We start from the raw sequence: 25,805 nt of genomic DNA, 5'->3' as shown, positions 1-25,805 counted from the left end.
TGCCGGTCGCGGTGGGGCGCGGGGGCGCCGCCACCGGGTTGCCGTGAGCTGGAACACGGGACGTTACCCGCCGGCGGTGCCGGCGCGTGCCCGTCAAATCCGATCTATTCGGACTAATCACGCGTAAAGGCTGTCGATCCTGCCGCCCGGGGAATGGGCCGGCAGCGATCGGGACAGCCGCGTTCACCGTTGCGCCTCTCGCCTTCGCCGAGGGGTGGAGCCGTTGGCCGCGACCGACTCGTCCGCGTCCTCCGCCTCGCCCGCGAGACCGTCCCGGCCGAGCAGGAACTGCTCGACGAGATGGTTCCAGTCACAGCCGGGGCAGACCTCCACCACGAACACCTGGAACTCACGCAGCGTCATGGCCAGGACGGGCAACTCGGCCCGGGTACGCGCCTGGCCGGCCGACTGCTTGAGTTCGTCCCCGTAAATGTAGTGGACGTGGATCAGGTTCTCGCTACGGCAGATCGGGCAGCGGTGGTCGGTCGGCTCGCCGTGGAAACGAGCAGCGTTCTTCAGGTACGGCGAGGCGTCGCAGACGTCGTACGTGCCGATCCGCCCGGCGAGCAGTTCACGCAGCACAGCCCGCTTCTGGAGCGAGTAGTCGACGACCTGGCGCTGCGTACGCATGCGGGAAAGGGTACGCGCTCCGTCGAACCCAGGCGACCACGGTCACGATGCGTGATGACCGCGTCGCGTAAGCCGGGGTTTGCCCCACCCTCACCCGTCCGCTAACGTGCGATGTATCGGACCGATACATCGCGGTGGTTAGTGCTCCGCGCAGGGGGAAAGAAGGGATGGCCCGTGCTCGAGCTAGCCATCCTCGGCCTCCTGCAGGAGGCGCCGATGCACGGCTACGAGCTGCGCAAGGAGCTGACCGCCAAGCTCGGCGCCATCCGGGCGGCGATCAGCTACGGCTCTCTCTACCCGACCCTGCGCCGGCTGCAGGCGGCGGGATGGATCGCCGAAGCCGCCGAGACACCCGCGACCGCCGAGGAGGTTCCCGCGCTGACCAGCCGACGCGGTCGGGTGGTCTACACCATTACCGCGGAGGGCAAGGAACGCTTCGCCCAGCTCATAGCGCAGGCTGGACCCGAGACGTACGACGACACGGGCTTCGGCGTGCACTTCGCGTTCTTCGCCCGGACCGACCAGGCCACCCGGCTCCGGATCCTGGAAGGTCGTCGCCGCAAGATCGAGGAACGTCGCGAAGGTCTTCGTGACGTGCTCGGCCGGGCAGCCGAGCGCCTCGACGCGTACACCCTGGAACTGCAACGCCACGGGCTCGACGCCTGTGAGCGCGAGGTCCGCTGGCTGGAGGAGCTCATCGCCAACGAGCGCTCCGGCCGGGCCCCGGCCGACCCGCGACCCGGGACGGCTGGTGGCCGAGGAGACAACGAAAGCCCGCCCACGCCTGGAACGTCCAGGACAGAGCGGCCGTGATGAAGAAGAAGGAGGCAGACGCTATGGGCTCCGTCCGCGTCGCCATCGTCGGTGTGGGTAACTGCGCCTCGTCCCTCGTACAGGGCGTGGAGTACTACCGGAACGCCGACCCGAACGACCGCGTCCCGGGTCTCATGCACGTCACCTTCGGCGACTACCACGTCTCGGACGTGAAGTTCGTCGCGGCGTTCGACGTGGACGCCAAGAAGGTGGGCATGGACCTCGCGGAGGCGATCGTCGCCAGCGAGAACAACACGATCAAGCTGTGCGACGTGCCGCCGACCGGCGTCACCGTGCAGCGCGGCCCGACCTTCGACGGTCTCGGCCAGTACTACCGCGAGATCGTCGAGGAGTCGGACGCCACGCCGGTCGACGTGGCGCAGGCGCTGCGCGACGCGCAGGTCGACGTGGTCGTCTCCTACCTCCCGGTGGGCTCCGAGGAGGCCGACAAGTTCTACGCCCAGGCCGCGATCGACGCCGGCTGCGCGTTCGTGAACGCCCTGCCGGTCTTCATCGCCTCCGACCCGGAGTGGGCGAAGAAGTTCACCGACGCCGGTCTGCCGATCGTCGGCGACGACATCAAGAGCCAGGTCGGCGCCACCATCGTGCACCGCGCCCTGGCGAAGCTCTTCGAGGACCGCGGCGTCGAGCTGCTGCGCACGTACCAGCTCAACTTCGGCGGCAACATGGACTTCATGAACATGCTGGAGCGCAACCGCCTGGTCTCGAAGAAGATCTCGAAGACCCAGTCGGTGACCTCCCAGATCCCGCACGAGATGAGCAAGAGCGACGTGCACATCGGCCCGTCCGACCACGTGCCGTGGCTGGACGACCGCAAGTGGGCGTACATCCGCCTGGAGGGCCGCTCCTTCGGTGACACCCCGCTCAACGCGGAGCTGAAGCTCGAGGTGTGGGACTCGCCGAACTCGGCCGGTGTCATCATCGACGCCGTCCGCGCCGCGAAGATCGCGCTGGACCGGAAGATCGGTGGCCCGATCCTCTCCGCCTCCTCGTACTTCATGAAGTCCCCGCCGGAGCAGTACGCCGACCACGACGCGCACGCCGCCGTCGAGGCGTTCATCGCCGGCGAGATCGAGCGCTGACGCAGCGCACGAGCACGAGGAAGAAGGCCGGGTCCGCGCGGACCCGGCCTTCTTCCTTCGCGTACGTCAGGACCAGGCTCGCCGCAGCGCCACCGACGCCTCCAGCTCCAGCAGTGTCACCTTGCGTGGCAGCCCGCCACCGAAGCCGACCAGATTGCCGCCCGCGCCGACGATCCGGTGACAGGGCACGATCACCGGCACCGGATTGCGGTTGCAGGCCACCCCGACCGCCCGGGCGCCGCCGGGGTCACCGACCGCCTTGGCCACCTCGCCGTAGGTCTTCGTCTCCCCGTACGGGATGCGGGTCATCTCCCGCCAGACCGCGCGCTCGAACTCCGAACCCCGGGGCGCCGACACCGGCACTGTGAACTCGGTCAGCTCACCGGCGAAGTACGCCCGCAGCTCCGCCACCGCCAGCCGGGCCACCGCGTCACCGGGTTCGTCGGCCGCCCCGTCCACCCGGCCGAAGTGCGCGCCGCGCACCGCGTCGTCGTCGGTGCCGACGGAGAACTCCCCGATCGGCGAGTCGAGCACGGTCCAGCGCATGCCACCCATTGTCGCGCGGTGGGCAAAGATTTCCCCGCCCCGGGCGTCTGGAGATGCGGAGGTGGACGGTGGCAGAGGTCGACGGGGAGTTCACCGCGTTCGTCAACGAGCGGGGAGCGGCCCTGCTGCGGGTCGCGTACGCGCTGGCCGGTAGTCAGCACGCGGCGGAGGATCTGCTGCAGAACGCGTTGGCCAAGGCGTACGTCCGGTGGCCCCGGATCCACGGCGACGCGGAGCCGTACGTGAAGCGGATCCTCTACCACGACCAGGTCTCCGGCTGGCGGCGACGGGCGCGGCGTGCGGAGGTGCCGGTAGCCGAACTGCCGGAGCGGCCGGCCGCCGGCGACGACAGCGACCTGCGGCTGCTGGTACGGGACGCGCTGCGGGCACTGCCGCCGCGCCAGCGCGCCGTGCTCACCCTGCGCTACCTGGAGAACCTGAGCGTCGAGCAGACGGCTGCGCTGCTGGGCTGCCGCCCCGGCACCGTGGCCAGCCAGAGCACCAAGGCGCTGGCCCGGCTCCGGAAGCTGGTGCCGGGGCTCGACGAGCTGACGAACCGGACGGAGGTGACCCGATGAGCACGTCACTGGACGAGACGCTCCGGACGGCCGTACACGATCTCGCCGACGGCGCCGCGCCCGCGCCGGACCTGGCGTCGCGCGCGCTCGGCCGTGGCCGCCGGCTGCGCCGTCGCCGGCGTGCGGGCGCTGCCGCTGCCGCGCTCGTCGCAGTGGTCGTCGTGACCCTGCCGTTCGTCCTGCTCCGTCCGCGCCCCGCTCCGCCGCCGACCGCACCGCCGGTCACCGTCGCCCCGTCGCCGGTCGTCCGGTCGGCGCCCGGACCCAACTGGGCGGACCGGCCGCTGGTGCTGCCCGGCGACTGGGTGGTCACCGGCACACGGGCGGGGACGGGCACCGCCGGGCCGTCGTACCTGCTCGACCGGGGACGCGGCCGGTACTTCGGCAACGCCCGCTACGACGCCGTTCTGCCCGCACCCGCCGGTTCGCTGGTGGCGGTCTGGGACGACGACCGGCCCCGGCAGGTCGGTCTGGTCGATCTGGCCCGGGGAACCACCAGCTGGTACGAGCCGGGCCGCGCGCTCGGCTCGCCGAACTGGTCGCCGGACGGCCGCAGCCTGCTGTTCACCAGTGAGCGGGTCGGTCATTCCGGTTTCGTCGTGCTGAGCGCCGACGGCACCACGCGCTCCCACGCCGTCGACACCACCCGCTACCCGTGCACCGAGTACTGCTTCTTCCTCTGGACCCGGGACGGGCGGGAGGTGCTGCTCCAGCAGACCGACCCGAGCCGTCCCCGGTCCGAGTCGGTCCGGCACCTCCGGCGGGGCGTGCAGTTCTTCGCCGCGGACAGCGGCCGGCCCACCCGCTTCGAGCCGCTGCCCGGCGACCCGGCCGGGCCGTGGGCCTGGTCACCGGACGGAAAACTGGTGGTGGTGCAGGGGCAGAAGGAACCGCTGCTCGTGGAGGCGGTGACCGGCCGGGTGGTGAACCCGCTGCCGGTGGCCGACGTCGTCTGGGCCGGCGACGACCGCCTGCTCTACCGGCAGCCGTACGGGTCGCGAGACTTCGTGCTCGCCGACACCACCGGCCGCGAACTCGTGCGTCAGCCGTTGCCGAGGGATCTCTCCCTGGCCGAGGTGACGATCGCGCCACGCTGACCCGCCGCTGAACGTTCGCTGAGCGAAGTCGATGTTGCACGGCGTCGATACCGTGCAGCTCATGGCCACCGGGACGCTCATCTTCCTGATCATCGGCGGGGTCGGTGTCGGCGTGCTGACCCTCGCCCTGCTCGGCTCGGGAGTGCTCCACCTCGGTCAGCCGGACGTCGACGGGCCGGTGTCGCTGGAGGCGGCCGCCGGGTTCACCGGGGCGTTCGGTTTCGGTGGCGCGATCGTCAACGAACTGCTCGGGGGTCGTACCCCCGGAATGATCACGGCGGCGGTGGCCGGCGGCGCGCTCGCCGCAGTGCCCACCGGCTGGCTGGCGGCGCGGCTGAGCCGCGCGGCCCGCAACATGCGTACGGACGCCACACCCACCCGCGACCACCTGGCCGGCGCGATCGGCCTGGTGGTGACGCCGATCCCCAGCGGCGGCTACGGCGAGGTACGGGTACGCCTCGCCGGCCAGCCGGTGAAGCTCAACGCCCGCGCCGACGGGCCGATGCCGGTCGGCACCCGCATCTTCGTCGTCGAAGCACTGAGCGAGACCAGCGTGCACGTCGAGACCTACTGACACCACCACACAGACGGGAACGCCCATGCCCCTGCTCGTCGCCATCGGCGGCGCGGTCCTCCTCGCCGTCGTCCTCGTTCTCTTCGTGTTGTCCCGGATCAAGGTGGCCGGGCCGAACCAGGCGTTCATCGTCACCGGCCGCAAGGGCCGCACCACCCAGTCCGCCGACGGAGCCCGCTCCACCGACATGTCCGGGCAGAAGGTCGTGCTCGGCGCCTCGGTGTTCGTCCTGCCGGTGGTGCAGAAGCTCCAGTCGCTCGACCTGTCCAGCCGCCGGATCGACGTCAGCATCCGCGGCGCGGTGAGCAAGCAGGGCATCCGCACCGAGCTGCACGGCGTGGCGATCGTGAAGGTCGGCGGCACCGAGGACGCGATCCGCGCCGCCGCCCAGCGCTTCCTGAACCAGCAGGAGGAGATCGACAACTTCACCCGCGAGGTGCTCGCCGGCGCGCTGCGCTCGATCGTCGGGCGGCTCACCGTCGAGGAGATCATCCGGGACCGGGCGGCGTTCGCCAGCGCGGTCGCGGAGGAGGCCGAGCACTCGATGACCAACCAGGGCCTGGTGCTGGACACGTTCCAGCTCCAGGACATCTCGGCCGAGGGCTCCTACCTCCAGGACCTGGGGCGGCCCGAGGCGGCCCGGGTGCTCAAGGACGCGGCCATCGCCGAGGCGCGGGCCCGGCAGCAGGCCGAGCAGGAGCGGCTGCTCGCCGAGGAGGCCATCGCCGAGGCGAACCGGAACCTGGCGCTCAAGCAGGCCGGCATTCAGGCCGAGATCGACGCGGCGAAGGCGAAGTCGGCCGCGGCCGGTCCGCTCGCTCAGGCCGAGCGGGACCAGGCGATCCTCTCCGAGCAGCAGAAGGTGGCCGAGCGCAACGCCGAGCTGAAGCAGCGCCAGCTCGACACCGAGGTGCGCAAGCCGGCCGACGCGGCCCGGTACAAGGTCGAGCAGGAGGCCGAGGCGGCCCGCAACGCGGCGGTGCTCAACGCCGACGCGCAGCGGCAGGCCACCATCGCCGCCGCGCAGGCCTCAGCCGAGCAGGCCCGCCTCACCGGTGAGGGCGAGCGGGCCCGCCGGGCCGCGCTGGCCGAGGCGAACGCGATCGAGGGCGCCAAGGAGGGCGAGGCCGAGCAGCGCCGTCGTTCCGCGATCGCCGAGGCGGTCGAGCGGGAGGGCCAGGCCGAGGCGGCGGCCATCCTCGCCAAGGGTCAGGCCGAGGCCGACGCGATGGCCCGCAAGGCCGAGGCGTTCGCCGCGTACGGCGAGGCGGCCGTGCTGGACCTGCTGGTCAAGGTGCTGCCCGAGGTGGTCGGCGCGGCCAGCGCCCCGATCGGGGCGATCGACAAGATGACAGTGATCTCCACCGACGGCGCGTCGTCGCTGACCAAGTCCGTGGCCGGCAACGTCGCCCAGGGCCTTCAGCTCGGCAGCGACCTGACCGGCATCGACCTGGCCGGGCTGCTGGCGCGGCTGGGCAGCAGCGCCCAGAACAACGGCAAGACCACGGTGGACGGCACCACGGTCACCCCGTGACGACGACGCCCGCCGGTTCTCCTCGGGGAGCCGGCGGGCGTCGTGCGGTGGTACGGATCAGATCACGGCGATGACGAACTTCTCGCCGGCGCCCAGACCGAGGGTCGGGCTGTCCCAGTCGATGGTCCGGCCGGCGATGAGCTGGCTGGTGCCGGCGCTGCCGGCGGTGACCGCCTTCTCGTTGACGTTCGCGTACAGGTAGACCGAGCCGTCGGCGTTGTAGTCGAGGAACGACATCCCCTCCCACGCGCCGATCGAGGTGCCCCGGGCGATCAGCGGCTTCGCCCCGGCGCTCTCCGCCGTCACGAACTTGCCGTTGATCTGGGCCTTCAGGCCGAAGGTGCCGAAGCCGTCACCGACGTTCACCAGCTCGTACTTCTCCCAGGCGCCGACCGTGGCCGAGCGGGCGATCAGCGGCTTCGCCCCGGCGCTCTCCGCCGTCACGAACTTGCCGCTGGCCACCGACTTGAGGCTCACGAGGGGCGCCGGGGCGTCGAAGTCGAACTTCTCGGCGGTGCCGATCGTGGTCTTGCTCGCGATCAGCGGCGAGGTGGCGCTCGGCGCGGTGACGTACTTGCCGTTGATCGCCGCCCGCAGGCTGATCGTGCCGTCGGTGTTGTCGACGATCTGGAACTTCTCCCACGCGCCGATGGTGGCCGAGCGGGCGATCAGCGGCTTCGCCCCGGCGCTCTCCGCCGTGACGAACTTGTTCGTGACCCGCGCCCGCAGGCCGAACAGGCCTCCGCCGGCGTCGACCACGTCGTACTTCTCCCAGGCGCCGATGGAGGTGCCCCGGGCGATCAGCGGCTTCGTCCCGGCGCTCTCCGCGGTGACGTAGCGGCCGTTGACCCGGGCCTTGAGCCCGTACGAGCCGCGGGCCGTCGCGGCCGCGCCGATGTGCAGCAGCCGGTCGGTGGAGCCCATGATGTCGTGCACCGCCCCACCGATGCCGGTGGTCACGACCGAGTCCCGCACCTGCTGCGGCGACCAGCCCGGGTGCTCCTCCAGCAGCAGGGCGGCGGCGCCGGCCACGTGCGGGGACGCCATCGAGGTGCCGCTCATCGACTCCGAGCCGGCGCTGGTGCCGGCCTTGGCCGAGACGACACCGGTGCCGGGGGCGAACACGTCCAGGCAGCGGCCGTAGTTGGAGAACCAGGCGCGCATGTCCACCCGGTCGGTGGCGCCGACGGTGATGGCGGCGGGCACGCTCGCCGGCGAGGAGACGCAGGCGTCCTGCATGCTGTTGCCGGCGGCGACCGCGTAGGTGATGCCGGAAGCGATCGAGCGGGCGACCGCGTCGTTCACGGCCTGGTCGACGCGGCTGACACCGAGGCTCATGTTCGCCACGGCCGGCCCGGTGGCGTTCGTGGTGACCCAGTCGATGCCGGCGATCACCTGCTCGGTGTCGCCGCTGCCGGAGCAGTCGAGAACCCGGACGGCGACCAGCTCCACGGCCTTCGCGACGCCGTACGTCGTACCGCCGATCGTGCCCGCCACGTGCGTGCCGTGCCCGTCGCAGTCCTGCGCGACGTCGTCCTGCTCGACGGCGTCGTATCCGTTGCGGGCCCGCCCACCGAAGTCCTGGTGGTCGATGTCGATGCCGGTGTCGATCACGTAGGCGGTCACGCCGGCGCCGGTCGCCGGGTACGTGTATTTGCCGTCGGTCCGGGTCTTGAGCTGGTCGATGCGGTCCAGGCCCCACGGCGGGGTGGTCTGGGTGCCGGCGGTGCTCCAGCGCTGGACCTGCTGGACGTACTCGACGCCCGGGTCGGCGGCGAGCCGCGCGGCCTGCCGGGCGTCCATGGTGGCGGAGTAGCCGTTCAGCGCCTTGCCGAAGACCCGGCGTACGGTGCCGCCGTGCTCTCCGGCCAGCGCGGACGCGGCGGACTTCACCTTCGCCGGGGTGGTCTTGCCCTTCTTGAGGACCACGATGTAGCGGCCGGGCACCGCCTCGGCCGTGTCGGCGCCACGGACCGGCGGTCGCTTCGGGTCGGCCAGGGCGGGGCCGCCGACTGTGGCGCAGATGATGGAAGTGGCGCTGGTGAGGGCCAGCCCCACGAGTGCGGAGCGGCGCAGGGCGCCGTGACGTGTCACCGAGATGTCTCCCCGTGTCCAGCGACCGTCCGGGTCGGACGGGCGGATGAAGATCAGAGCAGCCGCATCCGTGGATCCAGCGGCTGGCGATGACCCATCATGCGGGAGACATCGACCGGAAGGGGTCAACCGATCGGTCGACACGCCGACGTATCGTCGTCGAATCCCGACGCCGGCCTCAGCCGGTGATGCCCTCGTCGCGGGCCCATCGCAGCAGCTCCGCCTCGGCCTCGTCGCGGTCCAGCGGCCCGCGCTCCAGACGCAGCTCCTTCAGGTGCTGCCAGGCGCGGCCGACCACCGGTCCCGGCGGTACGCCGAGCAGCTCCATGATCGCGTTGCCGTCCAGGTCGGGCCGGACCCGGGCCAGGTCCTCCGCGGCGGCGATCCGGGCGATCCGCTCCTCCAGCGCGTCGTAGTCGGCCGCGAGCTGGGCCGCCTTGCGCCGGTTGCGGGTGGTGCAGTCGGAGCGGGTCAGCTTGTGCAGGCGGGACAGCAGGTCACCGGCGTCGGTGACGTACCGGCGCACCGCCGAGTCGGTCCACTCGCCTCGGCCGTACCCGTAGAAGCGCAGGTGCAGCCCGACCAGCTTGACCACCTGGGAGGTGATCTCCTTGGAGTAGCGCAGCGCCTTCATCCGGTTCTTGGTCAGCCGGGCGCCGACCACCTCGTGGTGGTGGAAGCTGACCCGGCCGTCCGGGCCGACCGCCTTGGTGGCGGGCTTGCCGACGTCGTGCATGAGCGCGGCCATCCGCAGCACGAAGTCGCAGCCGTCCTCCTCCAGCGACATCGCGTTGCTGACCACTGTGAGCGTGTGTTCGTAGACGTCCTTGTGCTGGGCGTGCTCGTCGATGGTGAGCTTCAGCCCGGTCAGCTCGGGCAGGAAGTGCTCGGCCAGCCCGGTGTCGACCAGCAGGCGCAGCCCGGTGATCGGGTCGGCGCCGCAGAGCAGCTTGGTGAACTCGTCCCGGATCCGCTCGGCGGTGATCCGCTCCAGGTCGCCCGCCATCTCGGTCATGGCCGCGCGGACGTCCGGGTGGACGGCGAAGCGGAGCTGGGCGGCGAACCGGGCCGCGCGCAGCATCCGCAGGGGGTCGTCGCGGAACGACTCCTGCGGCGTCCCGGGGGTACGAATGATCTTGGCGGCCAGGTCGGCCAGCCCGCCGTACGGGTCGGTGAACCGGTGGTCGGGGAGGCTGACCGCCATCGCGTTGACTGTGAAGTCGCGGCGCTTGAGGTCTTCGGTCAGGCTGGTGCCGTACTGCACCACCGGGTTGCGGCTGACCTGGTCGTAGACCTCCGCGCGGAACGTGGTGATCTCCAGGTTGAGGCCGTCGCGCTGGCAGGCGATGGTGCCGAACTCGCGTCCGGTCTCCCAGATCGACTCGGCCCAGCCGCGGATGACCTTGATGGTCTCGTCCGGGTGGGCGTCGGTGCAGAAGTCGAGGTCGTTGCCGAGCCGGCCGAGCAGCGCGTCGCGGACGGATCCGCCCACCAGGTGCAGTTCGTGACCGGCCTGGGCGAAGCGCCGGCCCAGCTCGTCGGCCACCGGCGAGACTCGGAGCAGTTCGGCGACGGCGTTGCGCTGCGCGGCGGTGAGTTCGCGGCGGTCGGCGGCGTGGGAGGCGGAGGCTTCGGACATGGGATCGCCAGCCTATCGGGCCGGAGGTGGATCGACTGCGCCGGGCGCGGGTAACGGGCCCGGGTTGACTAAGGTTCCGGTTGGGCGGGGCCGGACGGGCCCGGTCGCCACGTACCCCTTGGAGGCTGGCAGATGAGCGGCGGGCTCTACCGCAGCGCGAACGCGCACGGCGGCGGCCTGCCGCCGGACGACGGCGCCACCTTCATCTCCGCCGAGCCGCTGAACCAGCCCGGCGTCGAGGCCGTCGCGCCGCCGCAGGAGGTGGTCGCCGAGACCAGCGCCGCGGCGAACAGCGCGGTGATGGCCATCGGCAGCCTGGTGAGCCGGGGTACGGGGTTCGTCCGCAACCTGATGATCGGCGCCGCGCTCGGCACCATGGTCGGCGACGCGTTCACCACCGCCCAGTTCCTGCCCAACCAGGTGTACGAGTTCCTGCTCGGCGGCGTGCTGACGAGCGTCCTGGTTCCGGTGCTGGTCCGCCGCCGCAAGATCGACGCGGACCGGGGCGAGGCGTACGCGCAGCGCCTGCTCACCCTCGCGGTGCTGGCGCTGGCCGCGACCGCGCTGATCGCGGTGCTGCTCGCCCCGGTGCTGACCGCCGTGTACGCGGCCGGTGGCGACGACCCGGCGTACACCACGCTCGTCACCCGGCTGTCGTACCTGATGCTGCCGATGCTGTTCTTCACCGGCATCAGCGCGTTGATCGCCGCGGTGCTGAACACCCGGGGGCACTTCGCCGCCCCGATGTGGGCGCCGATCCTCAACAACCTCGTCTCGATCGGCACGTTCGGCCTGTACATCGTCGTCTTCGGCGCGACCGGCCTCCGGCCGAACGAGGTGGGCTGGGACCGGATCCTGCTGGTCGGCGGCGGCACCCTGCTGGGCGTGGCGGTGCAGGCGATCGGCCTGCTGCCCGCGCTGCGCAAGGTCGGCTTCCGGTGGAAGGCGCGGTTCGACTTCCGCGAGCTGGGGCTGCGTGAGCTGGCCCGGCTCGGCGCCTGGATGTTCTGCTACGTCGCGGTCAACCAGCTCGGCCTCTTCGTGGTGGTCAACCTGCTCAACCGGGCCACCGGCGGGGACGGCGAGAACGCCGGCCTGCTGATCTACAACAACGTCTTCCTGCTGCTGATGATGGCGCACGGCATCATCGCCGTCTCGATCATCACCGCGCTGATGCCCCGGATGAGCGCGGCGGCCGCCGAGAACCGGTTCCACGACGTCACCGCCGACCTGTCCCGGGGCACCCGGATGGTCACCGCGGTGCTCGCACCGATCGCGGTCTGCTACGCCGTGCTGGCCGCCCCGATCTCGGTGGTGGTGTTCCGGTACGGCGCGTTCACCGGCGACAACGCGGTGGCCACCTCGACCGTGCTGCTGGTGGCGGCGCTCGGCCTGGTGCCGTTCGCGGTGAGCCAGCTCTTCACGTTCGCCTTCTACGCGTTGCCGGACACCCGCACCCCGGCTCTGATCAACATTCCGGTGGTGGCGCTGCGCGTCCTGCTCCAGGTGGGCCTGTTCCTGATCTTCTCGAACACGTTCGCGGCGGCCGGGATGATGCTGGGCAACGCGGTGTCGTACCTGGCGGCGGCGATCATCTCGGCGATGCTGCTGCGGCCCCGGGTGGGCCGGATCGGGCTGGGCGGGATCATGCGGACGCTCGGCCGGGTGGTCGTGGCGGCGCTCGGCGCCGCGCTCGTCGGCGTGCTCGTGGTGGCGGTGCTCCCCGGCGACCCGGCGAGCCTGAGCTGGCTCGCCGCGGCGGTCCAGTTGGTGATCGGCGGCGCGGCGATCGGCGCGACCTACCTCGGGCTCGCCATGGTGCTGCGGATCGGCGAGATCACCGAGGTGGTCGGGATGGTCCGGCGGCGCCTCGGGCGTTGACCCCCTCGGTGACCGACGGTGAACGAGGATCACCAGGCTGGGGATACGGCTGTGGATAACTTGGAATTCCGCCGTCCACTGGGCCTCTCGGCCTGTGGACAACCAACCGTACGGACGAGGGAGCGCAGGCCGGGGCGGGGAAAACCTCCCCGTCACCGCGCCGGTACGCCCCTGTGCCGCCTCGTTGCCGCCAACCTTTAGATTGGCGGTGCGTGTCCGGCTTGCCCGCCGGGTGGGCGGGCGACCCGGCCGGGGCCCGTGGCGACTGGCCTTCCGGCCGGTCACAGCGGGAAGATGACATGTCGGAGAACCGGGCATCCCGGGTAAGGTCGCTCTCGACGGGTACGACCGGGATCGACGCGGGTGTCGAGACCGCCGGCCGTTCCACCGAAGGCAGAGCGGGAAGCCACATGCCCAGCAGCACGGGTCCATCGATCGACGCGATCACCGAGGGAGGACGGGTGACCCAGGTCGGCGAGGGTCAGGAAGCGGAGGAGATCTCTCCTGCGGTCGTGACCTTCGGTGCTCCCACGGTCGGTGAGCTGCTCGCGGAGCGGTACGAACTGGTCGAGCACATCAACAACGACAGCGCGGGCCGGCTGGTCTGGCGCGGTGTCGACGTGGTGCTCCGCCGTCCCGTCGCCGTGGTCCTGCGCTACCCGGGTGGCGACTCCGCCACCGAGATGCTTCAGGCGGCGGTCGCCGCGAGCCGCGTCATCCACCCCAACCTGGTCGGTGTCTACGACGCAATCGACGAGGACGACCGGGCCTACGTGGTCCGCGAGTGGGTCGACGGGCAGTCGCTGCGCGAGACGGTCGCCGCCGACGGGCCGCTGGACCCGGCCCGGGCCACCGCTATCGGCAACGCCGTCGCCAGCGCCCTCGCCGCCGTGCACGCCACCGGCATGGTGCACGGCAACCTCCACCCCGGCACCGTCATGATCAGCGACGACGGCCGGGTGGTGCTCGCCGACGCGCGTACCGACGGCGCGGACAGCCAGGAGAACGACCTGCGCGCGGTCGGCGGGGTGCTCTACTTCGCCCTGACCGGGCACTGGCCGCACGGCGAGGCCCCGCTGCACGGCGCCACCGCCGGGCACGGCCGCGCCGCCCTGCCGGATGCCGTCCGGGACGCCGGTGGCGCCATCGCCGCGCCCCGGCAGATGCGCGCCGGTGTGCCGGCCTACCTCGACGACCTCACCATGGACCTGCTCGACCCGGAGATCGCCCCGCCGTCGTCGGACGTGCTGGCCGCCGAGCTGAGCCGGCTCGACATCCCGGCGGACGAGCAGTTCCTGGAGCAGGCAGGCCCGCTGCGCTTCACCGCCGACCCCGGCGAGGAGCCCTCCCCGCTGGCCGCGGCCGGCGGCCGCAAGGTCGCCATCGGCATCGCCGGTCTGCTGGCTGTCGCCCTGGTCGGGCTGCTCATCGGCATCAACGCGCTCGGTGGTGGCGACGGCGACAAGGAGCCGGTCGCCCAGCCGTCGAACAGCGCGCCGGCCACCGGGGGCGCGGACGAGCCCGCCGCGCAGGTCCGCAAGCTCACCATCCAGGACGTACGGATCATCGACCCGGACGGCGACCGCGCCGAGGTGCGCAACGCCGAGAAGGTGATCGACGGCAACGACGACGACGGCTGGGAGACCAACAGCTACCGGACGAACGCCAAGTTCGGCGGCCTCAAGAAGGGCATGGGCGTCTGGATCGACCTGGGTGCCCCGCACACGGTCAAGCAACTGGAGGCGACGCTGTCGGCCACCGGCGCCACCGTCGAGCTGCGCACCGGCGCCCGCGGCGACTTCCCGTCCAGCTCCTCCGGCGACAAGCAGCTGGTGAACGCCTACTCCACGGTGGTCGGGCCGCCGAACGAGGACGGCGGCACGAAGATGATCTTCAACGCGTTCGAGCCGGACCAGAAGTACCAGTACCTGCTGTTCTGGATCACCAAGCTGCCGGAGAAGGAGAACGGCAGCGGCTGGAAGCTCGGCGTCCAGGAGATCGTGGTCCAGGGCTCGTGACCCGGCCGCCGTCCCCGCCGCGCCACCTCCGCCGGATGTGGTGATGGCGGAACGCGACGGCGCGCAGCCCGGCCGCTCCGACCCGGAGCTGCTCCGGGCACACGCGGCAGGCGACCGGGACGCCTTCACCGAGCTGTTCCTGCGGCACCGGGACCGCCTCTGGGCGGTCGCGCTACGCACGATCGGCGACCGCGAGGAGGCCGCCGACGCCCTCCAGGACGCCATGCTGTCGGCGCACCGCGCGGCGGCCCGGTTCCGGGGCGACTCGGCCGTCACCACCTGGCTGCACCGCATCGTGGTGAACGCCTGCCTGGACCGGATCCGGCGGCGGCAGACCCACGCCACCGTCCCGCTGCCCGACGGCGTGCACACCGACGGCGAACCGGGCCGGCACACCGGCGGTCCGGAGCCGGCCGCGCCGGCCCGCGACCACGACACCGCGCTGGTGGTCCGGCAGGCGCTCGCGGCACTGCCCGCCGAACAGCGGGCCGCGCTGGTCCTGGTCGACGTGCAGGGTTACCCGGTGGCCGAGGTCGCCGCCATGCTCGGCGTCGCCGAGGGAACTGTGAAGAGCCGGTGCGCCCGCGGCCGGGCCCGCCTCGCCGTGCTGCTCGGGCACCTGCGTACCGGTGCCGACGCGCCGGCCGGCGACGTGCCGCGGCTCACCTCCGGGAACCGCAGGCGCCCCGAGGGCGTCGGATCCTCGTCGGGAGCGTCCCGTCAGGCCGTCAGCCAGGAGGAGCCGTGACTTCCCGGGAGTTCAGCGAGGTCGACCACGACCTGCTCGCCGACTACCTCGGCGGGGCGCTGGACGGCACCCCCGAGCAGGCGACGGTGGCCGGGCTGGTCGAGCAGGACCCGGCGTGGCGTTCCGCGTACGAGAATCTCGCCGGCGCCGTCGACCTGGTCGGCGCCGACCTGGCCGGCTGGGCCGCGGCCCCCGCGCCGGAGATGCCGCAGGCGGTGGCCGACCGGATCACCGCGGCGCTCGCCGGGGCCGGCCCCGCGCTGCGCGACGGTACGCCGATCGTCCCGGCGCAGTCCGGCGGCGCGAGCCGGCCACCCGGCACGGCCCCCCGTACCGACCGGCACAGCGGCCCCGGTCGTCGTCCCCGGCGCTGGGCCCGCATCGCCGGGCCGGTGGCGCTGGCCGCGGCCTCGGTCGCCGCGGTGGGGCTCGGTGTCGGCCGGCTGGCGGATTCGGGCGACAGCGGTACGGCCGACCAGGCGGCCCGGGAGGTGGCGCCGATGGCCGGCGCGCCGTACCGGACCACCGGCCCGGCCCTGCGCAGCGGCACCGACTGGACACCGGAACGCCTCGCCGGCGGCCGGGCGCCCGCCGGAGCGAAGTCGATGCCGGGGGACATGGCCGGGCCGTCCGGCGCGGCGAACGACGGCGCGGAGACGCCCCTGTACAAGAGTGATCGCCTCGGCGCCCTCGGCGGCCTGGAGCGGCTGACCCGGCCGGAGACGCTCGCCGCGTGCCTCACCGCGATCGGAGCCGAGCACGGCGGCGGACTGCTCACCGTGACCATGGTCGACTACGCCCGGTTCCAGGGCGCACCGGCGCTCGTGGTGACGTTCGCGGACGCGGGCGGGGCCCGCTGGGGCTGGGCGAGCGGGCCGGAGTGCGGGGTACCCGGGTCCGGCGCGGACACGCGGTTCCGGACGCGGGTAGGGTGAAAACGCGGTCACGACGCTCGTCCCGCCACGTGACCTGACCCACCGGACGACCGGATGGGGAATCCCCGCTTCGTACGATGACGTTCTGCAAGTCAGGCGCCGGCGTCCCTAGAGCCGTCGGCACTCGGGATCGACATCGGTGCGGCCGGTGACGAACACACACATCGGGAGACGGCAGTGGACGAGGTCCGCAACCTGATCATCATCGGCTCCGGTCCGGCCGGCTACACGGCGGCGGTCTACGCCGCCCGCGCCAACCTGAAGCCCCTGGTGATCGAGGGCGTGCAGTCGGGTGGCGCGCTGATGACCACCACCGAGGTGGAGAACTTCCCCGGCTTCGCCGACGGCATCCTCGGCCCCGAGCTGATGGACAACATGCGCAAGCAGGCCGAGCGCTTCGGCGCCGAATTCCTCACCGACGACGTGACGCAGGTCGAGCTGAAGGACACCGGCGAGATCGGCTCCGACGCGGTGAGCACCGTGTGGGTGGGCGAGACCGCGTACCGCGCCCGCGCCGTCATCCTCTCCACCGGTTCGGCCTGGCGTCCGCTGGGTGTGCCGGGCGAGCAGGAATACCTCGGCCACGGCGTCTCGTCCTGCGCCACCTGCGACGGCTTCTTCTTCCGCAACCAGCACATCGTGGTGGTCGGCGGCGGCGACTCGGCGATGGAGGAGGCCAGCTTCCTCACCCGTTTCGCCGAGTCGGTGACCATCCTCCACCGCCGCGACTCGTTCCGCGCCAGCAAGATCATGGCGGAGCGGGCGCTCGGGAACGAGAAGATCAAGGTCGAGTGGAACACCGTGGTCGAGGAGATCCTGGGCGACGACGGCAAGGTCAACGGCGTACGGGTGCGCAACGTGCACACCGGCGAGAGCAAGGTGCTCGACGTCACGGGCGTCTTCGTGGCGATCGGTCACGACCCGCGCAGCGAGCTGTTCCGCGGTCAGGTGGAGCTGGACGACGAGGGGTACGTGAAGGTGCAGACCCCCAGCACCCGTACCAGCGTGCCCGGTGTGTTCGCGGCGGGTGACGTCGTCGACCACACCTACCGGCAGGCCATCACGGCGGCCGGCACCGGCTGCGCCGCCGCGCTGGACGCCGAGCGGTTCATCGCCACCATCCAGGGCTGAGAGTTCCACGAGCAAGGTTCGGAGGAGGAGAGTTCATAGTGGGAGCAACCAAGGCGGTCACGGACGCCAGCTTCGTCAGCGACGTGCTGCAGTCCGACAAGCCGGTTCTGGTCGACTTCTGGGCGGAGTGGTGCGGCCCCTGCCGCAAGGTCTCGCCGCTGCTGGAGGAGATCGCCGGTGAGATGAAGGACCAGGTCACCATCGTCAAGCTCAACATCGACGAGAACCCGGAGACGGCGCGCGCCTACCGGGTGATGTCGGTGCCGACGCTGACCATCTTCAAGAACGGCCAGCCGGTGCAGTCGATCGCCGGCGCCAAGCCGAAGGGCGAGCTGGTCAAGCTCATCGAGTCGGCGCTCTGAGCCGTACCGACACCGCCGCAACCCCCGTCACCACGCCCGGTGGCGGGGGTTGCGGCTTTCCTGACCTGCATGAACGCGAACCCGCCGGGTATCGGCCACGGTACGCTCCGTAAGCATCCGTCGGAGTTCCGGTCCGCCAACGTCCGTGCAGAGGGGGTCGTCGTGCGTCCGATCCGACCCGGTGACCAGGGACCGGCGGTGGCCGAGATCCGTACCGTCCTCGCCGGCCTGGAACTTCTTCCCGCCCAGGCCGGAGGCGACGACTACGACGACCAGACCGAACGCGCGGTACGGGCCTTCCAGCAGTCCCGCGGCCTCAGCGTCGACGGGCGGGTCGGCGCCGAGACCTGGCGGGCGCTCGACGCGGCCCGCTGGCGGTTCGGCGCCCGTGCCCTCTTCCACGCCGTACCCGAGCCGCTGACCGGCGAGGACGTCCGGTCGCTCCAGGAACGCCTGCTGGAGATGGGGTACGACGTGGGCCGCGCCGACGCCATCTACGGCATCCGCACCTCCCGCGCCGTGGCGCAGTTCCAGCGGGAGATGGGCCTGAAACCGGACGGCTCGTGCGGGCCGCACACGGTCAACGCGCTGCGCCGCCTCGGCCGCAAGGTGGTCGGCGGGCGCCCGCAGTGGCTGCGCGAGTCCGACGCCATCCGGCAGGCCGGGCCGACGCTCGTCGGGCGGACCGTGGTGATCGACCCGGGGCACGGCGGCACCGACCCGGGTGTGGTGGTGCCGGACGGCACGTTGCGCTGGACCGAGGCGGACCTCGTGCACGACCTCGCCAGCCGGCTGGAGGGGCGGCTCGCCGCGGCCGGCGTACGGGTGCAGCTCACCCGGGGCCCGTCGCCCGGCGACTGCCTGCCGGACGCGGACCGGGCCCAGCTCGCCAACTCCCTCGGCGCCGACGTGTTCATCTCCCTGCACACCGACGGGCACGCCAACCCGGAGGCCGAGGGCGTGGCCACCTACCACTACGGCACCGACAACGGCGTCACGTCGGCGACCGGTGAGCGCCTGGCCGGGCTGGTGCAGCGGGAGATCGTGGCCCGAACCGGGCTGCGCGACTGCCGTACCCACGCCAAGGCGTGGGAACTGCTCCGGCTCACCCGGATGCCCGCGGTACGCGTCGAGGTCGGCTACCTCACCTCACCGGACGACCGGGCGCGGCTCGTCGACCCGCGCTTCCGGGACCGGGTGGTCGAGGCCATCGTGGCCGGCGTGCAGCGAATGTACCTGCCGATCGAGCGGGACGTGCCGACCGGCTCGATCGACGTGAGCGAACTGCGGGCGATCGTCGCCGCCGGCACCGTCGTCGACTGACCCGCGGCTCAGCTCGTCGAGCGGGTGGCGGGCGCCGGGCGGACCGGCCGCAGCAGCGTCTCCGGGCTCATCGAGCCGAGCAGCTTCTCCAGCGCGTACTCGACGTCCGACTTCCAGCTCAGCGCCGTACGCAACTCCAGCCGCAGGCGGGGGTAGCGCGGGTGCGGCCGGACCGTCTTGAAGCCCACCGAGAGGAAGAAGTCGGCGGGCGCCACGCACGCGCGGGCCGGGTCGTCCGCGTCGTCGCCGAACTTCGCGTCGCCGAACGCCTCGATCGCCTTGATGCCGCGCTTGGTCAGGTCGCGGGCCACGCCCTGCACCAGCATCCGGCCCAGGCCGCCGTCGGCGAAGGCGGGCACCACGTGCGCCGTCATCAGCAGCGCCGCGTCCGCCGAGACCGGCGAGGTGGGAAACGCCATCGAGCGCGGGACGTACGCCGGCGGGGCGTACATCACGAAACCGGCCGGCATCCCGTCGACGTAGACGAGCTTGCCGCAGGAGCCCCACTCCAGCAGCGTCTGGGAGACCCACGCCTCCTTCTCCAGGCCCGGGTCACCGGCCGCGCAGGCCCGCTCTGCGGAAACCGGATCCAGCTCCCAGTAGACGCAACGCCGGCAGGATCGAGGCAGGTCCTCCAGCGTGTCCAAGGTCAGGCTGACCAGACGTCGCGACATGAGCGCACCCCACCAATAGGCTCGGAGCGCCGGTGTGTCCCGCGCCCTCCTGCTCCCGACGAGCGATCGTACGCCCCCGTCCGGAGGTACGGGAGGGAACGCGCGAACCCCCGCCCGGACGGCCGACGGGCGGGTCCGGGATGTGGACGTGTCCACACGGCCGGTGCCGCGACCGTCACCGGGGACTACGATCGACAAACCGGCCCCGCCGCCAATGGATGTCGGCATCGCGGGTACCACACCGGGCGGCAGCCCCGCCGACACCCGATCGAGGTGATGTCCATGACCGGCACGACGCTCGACGACTACACCGACCGGTACGCCCGGCGCGTCCGCGGGATGACCGCCTCGGAGATCCGGGCGCTCTTCGCGGTGGCCAGCCGGCCGGAGGTCGTCTCGCTCGCCGGTGGGGCCCCCTACATCGCGGCGCTGCCGCTGGACGCGGTCGGCGAGATGCTCGGCCGGCTCGGCTCCGAGCACGGTGCCACCACCCTCCAGTACGGCATCGGCCAGGGCACCCCGGAGCTGCGCGAGCGGATCTGCGAGGTGATGTCCCTGTCCGGGATCGACGCCTCCTGCGGCGCCTCCCCGGAGGACGTGGTGGTCACAGTCGGCGGCCAGCAGGCCCTCGACCTGGTGGCCCGCCTCTTCCTGGACCCGGGTGACGTGGTGCTCGCCGAGGGCCCGACGTACGTCGGCGCGCTCGGGGTGTTCCAGGCCGCCCAGGCCCAGGTCGCCCACGTGCCGATGGACGACGAGGGGCTCATCCCGGAGGCGCTGGAGGTGGCCATCGCCGACCTGGCCCGCGCCGGCCGGCGGGTGAAGTTCCTCTACACCATCCCCACCTACCAGAACCCCACCGGTGTGACGCTGAGCGAGGAACGACGCGAGCGGGTGCTCGACATCTGCGAGCGCGCCGGTCTGCTCGTGGTGGAGGACGACCCGTACGGTCAGCTCGGGTTCGAAGGCGAGGCGCCCGCGCCGCTGCGGGCCCGGCGGCGCGACGGGGTCTTCTACCTGAGCACGTTCTCCAAGACGTTCGCGCCGGGCCTGCGGGTGGGCTGGATCCTGGCCCCGCACGCGGTCCGCGACAAGCTGGTCATCGCCAGCGAGGCGCAGATCCTCTGCCCGAGCGCCTACGCGCAGTCGGCCGTCTCGACGTACCTCGGCACCATGCCCTGGCGGCAGCAGCTCAAGGTCTACCGCGAGGTCTACCGCGAGCGCCGGGACGCGCTGCTCGACGCGATGGCCGACCTGATGCCCGAGGGCACCACCTGGACCACGCCGGGCGGCGGCCTGTTCGTCTGGGCGACACTGCCCGACGGGCTCGACTCCAAGGCGATGATGCCGCGCGCCGTGGCCGCCCGCGTCGCGTACGTGCCGGGGACCGGCTTCTACGCCGACGGCACCGGCGCCGGGAACATGCGGCTCAACTTCTCCTTCCCGCCGCCGGAGCGGATCCGTGAGGGCGTCCGCCGGCTGGCCGGGGTGATGGAGCAGGAGATCGCCATGCGCAAGGTCTTCGGCGCGGTCGGCGGCGCCGGACCCCGCCGTCGCCAGGGCGGCTCGGACGCGCCCGGTCCCGACTTGGCATGATGCCCGCATGTCCGACAGCCCCGCCGCACCGCCTCCCGTGACCGGATCCGCCGCCGACGAGCCGCACGTACTCGTGCTCGCGGGCGGCCTGTCCTACGAGCGGGACGTCTCACTGCGGTCGGGCCGCCGGGTGCTCGACGCGCTGCGCGCCGTCGGTGTCGACGCGGAACTGCGCGACGCCGACGTGGCGCTGCTGCCCGCCCTGACCGCCGACCCGCCGGACGCCGTGGTGATCGCCCTGCACGGCGCCACCGGCGAGGACGGCTCGCTGCGTGGCGTACTCGACCTCTGGGACGTGCCCTACGTCGGCTGCGACGCCCGGTCGTCCCGCCTCGCCTGGGACAAGCCGTCGGCAAAGGCGGTGCTGCGCGAGGCGGGCATCCCGACGCCCGACTGGGTGGCGCTGCCGCACGACCGATTCTCCGAGCTGGGCGCGGTGGCCGTCCTGGACCGGATCGTCGAACGCCTCGGGCTGCCGCTGATGGTCAAGCCCGCGCAGGGCGGTTCCGGCCTGGGCGCCGCCGTGGTCCGGGAGGCGGCGTCGCTGCCGGCCGCGATGGTGGGTTGTTTCGCGTACGACCAGACCGCGCTCGTGGAGCGCTACGTCCCCGGGATGGACGTGGCGGTCTCCGTGCTCGACCTCGGAAAGGGGCCGCAGGCCCTGCCCCCGGTCGAGATCGTGCCGCGCAACGGCGTCTACGACTACGCGGCCCGCTACACCGCCGGGCGTACCACCTGGCACGCGCCCGCCCGGCTGGACGCCGCGACGACCGCCCGGGTGACCGAGGTGGCGCTCGCCGCGCACACCGCGCTCGGCCTGCGCGACGTGTCCCGGGTCGACCTGATCGTCGACGCCGGAGGCGACCCGCACGTGCTGGAGGTCAACGTCTCGCCGGGCATGACCGAGACGTCTCTCCTGCCGCTGGCGATCCAGGCGGCCGGGCTCGACTTCGGCCGGGTTCTCGGCACGCTCGTGACCCGGGCCGCCGCCCGCCGCCGCTGACCTCAGCTCTGCGGGGTACGCGCCGCGCCCGGCCGGTCTTTCGGGGTGTTCTCCGGCTCGGCCTCGTCCGCTTCTTCGCTGCTCGCGGCGCTGCTCGGCGAGCTGTCCGGTGCGTTGTCCGGTGCGTTGTCCGGCGCCGGGCCGGCCTGCGGTGCCGGGCCGGGCTCCGACGGGCCCGCCGAGGCGTCTGAGAGGTCCGCTGCCGCGTCGGACTCCGGGATCTCATCCGCAGCCTCGATCACCGACACGGACTCCTCCTCGGGCTCCTCAGCGGCGCTCGCGGGGGAGGTCGGCGAGAGACTCGATGGCGCCTGCCACTGGATGCGCGGCGGCTCGGCCAACGGACGGCCACCGAACTCGGCGAGCCACGCGGCCACCATGGCGAGGTTCTCCCGCCACCGGTCCTCGGAGATCGGGGGCAGGATCGAGTCCCACAGCGACAGGAACGTGCCCCGCAGTTGCAGCCGCCCGTACGGCCGGGCCAGGAACCACAGGTGCAGATGCGCCGAGCCGTCACCCCACCGGTTCACGTGAACCCGGGCCACCCCGTCGAGCGAGCGGACGGCCCGCTCCAGGCGGACGGTCATCACGCCCAGCTCGGCGGCGAGCAGGTTCGGCAGGTCGCCCAGATCCAGGTGAGAACGGGACTCCAGGATCAGGACCATCGGCAGGCCGGTGGGCCGGTCCATGGCGCGGACGCGCCACCGCTCACCGACCCAGATGTACGCCTCGTCGGGCGCGTTGCAGGCGGTGCACTCCCGGTCCGCCTCGCCGCGGCGGGGAGGTTCGAACGGTACGGGCTCGTCGAGCTGCTTGACGCGAAGATCGCCCTCGAAGGGGAAGGACGGCCACTGGGTGAAGTCGGGAACTGAGGGAGGGGTGTCCGGCACGACGCTGACCCTAACCGAGTTGGCGACGCCTGTCCCTACCTGTTCCACTGGCCGCCACACAGGTTGTCCACCACGTTGTCCACAGGCTGCCGAGATCACCAGCACAGCGCGTCATGCACTGCTCAGCAAGGGTTTCCTCGCTTCGTTTCACGTGAAACGGAGCGAGCCTGTGGACAACCCCTGTGGATAACCCGGAGCGTGTCCGGGTCCGTTCTTCCAACGATCCGGCGACCGATTCGCACCGGGAACCGGCGGCTTCGCCTCGTGCGTGTTTCACGTGAAACGACCGGGCGCACTGGCTCACTGCTCGGTGCGGGTCGGCTCGCTCGCTGTTCCGAGCCGCCGCTTTCGGTGACCGCTTCTTCGGTTGGCGGCAGACGGACGAGTCATCGGGAGGGTGCTGGCCGGGATGGGCCGAGAGGCGGGAACTACCGCTCAGCCCTCGTCCCGGCGAGCGCCGCGCACTATCGCTTGCACCCGGCGCAGCGGCGGTGCGCTGCGCGATCCGTTTCACGTGAAACGGATCGCCATTCCGCCGGACTCGCATGCGCAACGAGGCTGTGGGTCGGGTGCGGTTCCGATCAAGGACGAACCATTCGCGGGAGTCGGGAGTCTGGGCTTGCCGTGCACGGGTCGATGGCTCGGGGTCGTCGTGCCCGGCCCGCTGGCTCGGGGCTTCATGCACGGCCGCTGGATCGGGCTCATCGTGCCGGGCCCGATGCTTGAGGCTCGCCAGCAACGCCTGTTCCTCTGGCTTACCAGGACCGCGCCGTGGTCGGTCGAACGTGGCGCCGGGATCGGGCGCTCCGCGGTCCCTGATTCATTCTGGGCAGGACTGCGGTCCCCCGTTTATCCGCTAGGACTAAGCAGGGCGGGGCTCGGCAGACCGCCCGGGGTGCAGCCGGCCCGGCGAACCGGTGCACGTCCAACCGCCGACTGCGTCCTGGCCGCCGCGGGGCTGCTGCCGGCAGCACCCGCGCGGGCGCGGGTGCTGCCGGCCCGGCGATTCGGGCCAAGCGCCGGCGCTCGTTCCAGAGGAATCGCGGCTTCATCCGGGCCTGCGCCGTCAAGCCTCGGGCTCAGCAACCGTGGCCCGAGCCGGCGGTTCTCGAGAGTGAGCGCGGCGCGCTGAGCGAGAATCGGGGTCGACGCCTCGGTGGTTCTTCCGCTCCAGAATCGGTTCGCGGTGGATCGGCGCAACGCCCGCGGGCTGATGCGGCCAAGCGGTGGATCGGCCAGAACGAGCCGGTCATCAAGAGACGGATTCCTGCACCGTCCAGACCGGTCGGCTCCCATCGCTCCGGGCCCGTCGGACTTGGCTCGCCTGACATCCAGTGCCGCTCGGATGCTCGGCCGAAACGGCCTGTCATCAAGCCAGGTCTGCGCGGAACCCACGGCGAGCGCAACACGCTTCGGTCGTCTCTCCCCGTTTCACGTGAAACCACGGGTGACGTTCGGTGGCCGACCAACCGGCGCGATCAGGAAGAGAGCCGCCCGCTCCGGTCGCGGCACCGGAAGCAGCCCTCGAACGTAGGTCCGGCCGCACCCCCTCGTCGGGCGGTGCGGCCGGATCGACAACCGGGAGGAGCCGGGCTACGCCTGAGGCTGCCCGTCCTCGCCGACACCGATGATCCCGACGATCCGCTCCAGGTCGTCGACAGTGGCGAACTCGATCGTGATCTTGCCCTTGCTGCGGCCGATGTCGACCTTCACCCGCGTGTCGAACCGGTCGGAGAGCCGGTCCGCGAGATCGGTGAGGGCCGGGGCATGCGGCTTCGGCCGGCGCTTGGCAGCAGCCGCCTTCGCCGGCTCCTCGGCGAGCGCCAGGTGCACCAGTTCCTCGGCGCCGCGTACGGTGATGCCCTCGCGGACGATCCGCTCCGCGAGCGCCTCCTGCGCCTCGGCGTTGTCCAGGCTGAGCAGAGCCCGGGCGTGGCCGGCGGACAGGACGCCGGCGGCAACCCGGCGCTGCACGGCGGGCGGCAGGTTCATCAGCCGGATGGTGTTGGAGATCTGCGGGCGGCTGCGGCCGATCCGCCGGGCCAGCTCCTCGTGCGTCGCGCCGAACTCCTCCAGCAGTTGCTGGTACGCCGCCGCCTCTTCGAGCGGGTTGAGGTTGGCGCGGTGGATGTTCTCCAGGAGCGCGTCCCGGAGCATCGCGTCGTCCTTCGTGTCCCGGACGATGGCGGGGATGGTCTCCCGGCCGACCGCCTGGGCGGCACGCCAGCGCCGCTCGCCCATCACGAGTTCGAACTTCTCGGGGTCGAGCTGGCGGACCACGATCGGCTGGAGGAAGCCGACCTCCTGGATCGAGGTCTTCAGCTCCTCCAGGGCCTCCTCGTCGAAGACGTGCCGGGGCTGCTTCGGGTTCGGCACGATCGCGTCGACCGGGATCTCCGCGAAGTGGGCCCCGGGCACCGGGCTCAGCTGAGGCTCGGGCTCGACGGCCGGAGACGGGGTGCTTCCGACGCCGCCCGTGATGGCAGCGGTCGCGCCTGCGGCCGGAGCCGACGGCGACGTGGCAGCGGTCGACGACTCCGGCTCGGCGGCGGCCGGTTCGGCGCCCGGTACCGGTCCGGTGGGGATGAGGGCGCCGAGCCCTCGGCCCAGTCCGCCGCGGGGACGGTTCTTCATGC

22 protein-coding genes are annotated in these 25,805 nt (G+C 72.1%); 15 read left to right on the top strand and 7 right to left on the bottom strand.

The features are described from left to right. Positions 1 to 183 precede the first annotated feature (183 nt). Positions 184 to 630: a DUF5318 domain-containing protein gene (locus ABIH81_RS08420; RefSeq protein ID WP_013289362.1), complete on the bottom strand. Its 447-nt coding sequence runs from the start codon at positions 628 to 630 to the stop codon at positions 184 to 186. A gap of 174 nt (positions 631 to 804) precedes the next feature. Here ABIH81_RS08420 and ABIH81_RS08415 point away from each other — a divergent pair, with 174 nt between their 5' ends. Together ABIH81_RS08415 and ABIH81_RS08410 are read left to right on the top strand one after the other, a co-directional pair. Next, on the top strand, positions 805 to 1,443 hold the full coding sequence (locus ABIH81_RS08415; protein ID WP_349879778.1) for a PadR family transcriptional regulator: 639 nt from the start codon (positions 805 to 807) through the stop codon (positions 1,441 to 1,443). Positions 1,444 to 1,466: 23 nt separating this feature from the next. Further along, positions 1,467 to 2,546 carry an inositol-3-phosphate synthase gene (locus ABIH81_RS08410; protein ID WP_128138742.1) on the top strand — a complete coding sequence of 360 codons (1,080 nt, stop codon included), beginning with the start codon at positions 1,467 to 1,469 and terminating at the stop codon, positions 2,544 to 2,546. Between the two features lie 66 nt (positions 2,547 to 2,612). Here the strand turns inward: ABIH81_RS08410 and ABIH81_RS08405 are convergent, their stop codons facing one another. Further along, entirely contained in the window at positions 2,613 to 3,092 is a 480-nt protein-coding gene (locus ABIH81_RS08405) for a methylated-DNA--[protein]-cysteine S-methyltransferase (RefSeq protein WP_349879777.1), read from the bottom strand. Between the two features lie 53 nt (positions 3,093 to 3,145). Between ABIH81_RS08405 and ABIH81_RS08400 the strand changes: the two genes are divergently transcribed. From ABIH81_RS08400 to ABIH81_RS08385, 4 genes are read left to right on the top strand one after another with little or no spacing between them, the layout of a single operon-like run. Further along, positions 3,146 to 3,670, top strand: coding sequence for a SigE family RNA polymerase sigma factor (locus ABIH81_RS08400; RefSeq protein WP_349879776.1), 525 nt, complete (start codon positions 3,146 to 3,148; stop codon positions 3,668 to 3,670). Next, complete coding sequence (locus ABIH81_RS08395; protein WP_349879775.1) at positions 3,667 to 4,767, top strand: hypothetical protein; 1,101 nt, start codon at positions 3,667 to 3,669, stop codon at positions 4,765 to 4,767. Before ABIH81_RS08400 ends, ABIH81_RS08395 begins: the two co-directional genes overlap by 4 nt. Positions 4,768 to 4,798: 31 nt before the next feature. Continuing rightward, positions 4,799 to 5,341, top strand: a complete 543-nt coding sequence (locus ABIH81_RS08390) for a hypothetical protein (protein ID WP_349879774.1) — start codon at positions 4,799 to 4,801, stop codon at positions 5,339 to 5,341. 25 nt (positions 5,342 to 5,366) lie between these two features. Beyond that, positions 5,367 to 6,875, top strand: coding sequence for an SPFH domain-containing protein (locus tag ABIH81_RS08385; RefSeq protein ID WP_349879773.1), 1,509 nt, complete (start codon positions 5,367 to 5,369; stop codon positions 6,873 to 6,875). Between the two features lie 57 nt (positions 6,876 to 6,932). Here the strand turns inward: ABIH81_RS08385 and ABIH81_RS08380 are convergent, their stop codons facing one another. Then, a complete protein-coding gene (locus tag ABIH81_RS08380; RefSeq protein WP_349879772.1) occupies positions 6,933 to 8,969 on the bottom strand; it encodes a S8 family serine peptidase in 2,037 nt (678 codons plus the stop codon). A 178-nt stretch (positions 8,970 to 9,147) separates the two neighbouring features. Beyond that, on the bottom strand, positions 9,148 to 10,608 hold the full coding sequence (locus ABIH81_RS08375) for a CCA tRNA nucleotidyltransferase (protein WP_349879771.1): 1,461 nt from the start codon (positions 10,606 to 10,608) through the stop codon (positions 9,148 to 9,150). A gap of 132 nt (positions 10,609 to 10,740) precedes the next feature. Between ABIH81_RS08375 and murJ the strand changes: the two genes are divergently transcribed. The 7 genes from murJ (at position 10,741) to ABIH81_RS08340 (ending at position 19,006) form a co-directional block, all read left to right on the top strand. Further along, a complete protein-coding gene (murJ, locus tag ABIH81_RS08370; protein WP_349879770.1) occupies positions 10,741 to 12,489 on the top strand; it encodes a murein biosynthesis integral membrane protein MurJ in 1,749 nt (582 codons plus the stop codon). Between the two features lie 410 nt (positions 12,490 to 12,899). Further along, entirely contained in the window at positions 12,900 to 14,507 is a 1,608-nt protein-coding gene (locus ABIH81_RS08365) for a protein kinase family protein (protein ID WP_349879769.1), read from the top strand. A 43-nt stretch (positions 14,508 to 14,550) separates the two neighbouring features. Then, a complete protein-coding gene (sigM, locus tag ABIH81_RS08360; protein ID WP_349879768.1) occupies positions 14,551 to 15,255 on the top strand; it encodes an RNA polymerase sigma factor SigM in 705 nt (234 codons plus the stop codon). Further along, entirely contained in the window at positions 15,252 to 16,190 is a 939-nt protein-coding gene (locus ABIH81_RS08355) for a hypothetical protein (protein ID WP_349879767.1), read from the top strand. The genes sigM and ABIH81_RS08355 overlap by 4 nt, the downstream gene beginning before the upstream one ends. A 177-nt stretch (positions 16,191 to 16,367) precedes the next feature. Continuing rightward, positions 16,368 to 17,321: a thioredoxin-disulfide reductase gene (trxB, locus tag ABIH81_RS08350; RefSeq protein WP_349879766.1), complete on the top strand. Its 954-nt coding sequence runs from the start codon at positions 16,368 to 16,370 to the stop codon at positions 17,319 to 17,321. Positions 17,322 to 17,359: 38 nt separating this feature from the next. Beyond that, entirely contained in the window at positions 17,360 to 17,683 is a 324-nt protein-coding gene (gene trxA / locus ABIH81_RS08345; RefSeq protein ID WP_013289375.1) for a thioredoxin, read from the top strand. 162 nt (positions 17,684 to 17,845) lie between these two features. Continuing rightward, a complete protein-coding gene (locus ABIH81_RS08340; RefSeq protein WP_349879765.1) occupies positions 17,846 to 19,006 on the top strand; it encodes an N-acetylmuramoyl-L-alanine amidase in 1,161 nt (386 codons plus the stop codon). Positions 19,007 to 19,014: 8 nt separating this feature from the next. On the opposite strand, the gene ABIH81_RS08335 is transcribed toward ABIH81_RS08340, so the two are convergent. Further along, complete coding sequence (locus ABIH81_RS08335; protein ID WP_043327687.1) at positions 19,015 to 19,680, bottom strand: hypothetical protein; 666 nt, start codon at positions 19,678 to 19,680, stop codon at positions 19,015 to 19,017. A 282-nt stretch (positions 19,681 to 19,962) separates the two neighbouring features. Between ABIH81_RS08335 and ABIH81_RS08330 the strand changes: the two genes are divergently transcribed. Continuing rightward, positions 19,963 to 21,276 carry a PLP-dependent aminotransferase family protein gene (locus ABIH81_RS08330; RefSeq protein WP_349879764.1) on the top strand — a complete coding sequence of 438 codons (1,314 nt, stop codon included), beginning with the start codon at positions 19,963 to 19,965 and terminating at the stop codon, positions 21,274 to 21,276. A 7-nt stretch (positions 21,277 to 21,283) separates the two neighbouring features. Next, positions 21,284 to 22,279: a D-alanine--D-alanine ligase gene (locus ABIH81_RS08325; RefSeq protein WP_349879763.1), complete on the top strand. Its 996-nt coding sequence runs from the start codon at positions 21,284 to 21,286 to the stop codon at positions 22,277 to 22,279. 2 nt (positions 22,280 to 22,281) lie between these two features. Here ABIH81_RS08325 and ABIH81_RS08320 read toward each other — a convergent pair whose 3' ends face one another. Both ABIH81_RS08320 and ABIH81_RS08315 read right to left on the bottom strand, forming a co-directional pair. After that, positions 22,282 to 23,169, bottom strand: coding sequence for a hypothetical protein (locus tag ABIH81_RS08320; protein WP_349879762.1), 888 nt, complete (start codon positions 23,167 to 23,169; stop codon positions 22,282 to 22,284). A gap of 1,593 nt (positions 23,170 to 24,762) precedes the next feature. Continuing rightward, complete coding sequence (locus ABIH81_RS08315) at positions 24,763 to 25,803, bottom strand: ParB/RepB/Spo0J family partition protein (RefSeq protein ID WP_349879761.1); 1,041 nt, start codon at positions 25,801 to 25,803, stop codon at positions 24,763 to 24,765. Positions 25,804 to 25,805: the final 2 nt, after the last annotated feature.

It is taken from the genome of Micromonospora sp. HUAS YX12 (assembly GCF_040215685.1).
Lineage (GTDB): Bacteria > Actinomycetota > Actinomycetes > Mycobacteriales > Micromonosporaceae > Micromonospora > Micromonospora tulbaghiae.
Note: the sequence above shows the minus strand (reverse complement) of the source record. Positions and strands in the feature narration are given on the sequence as shown.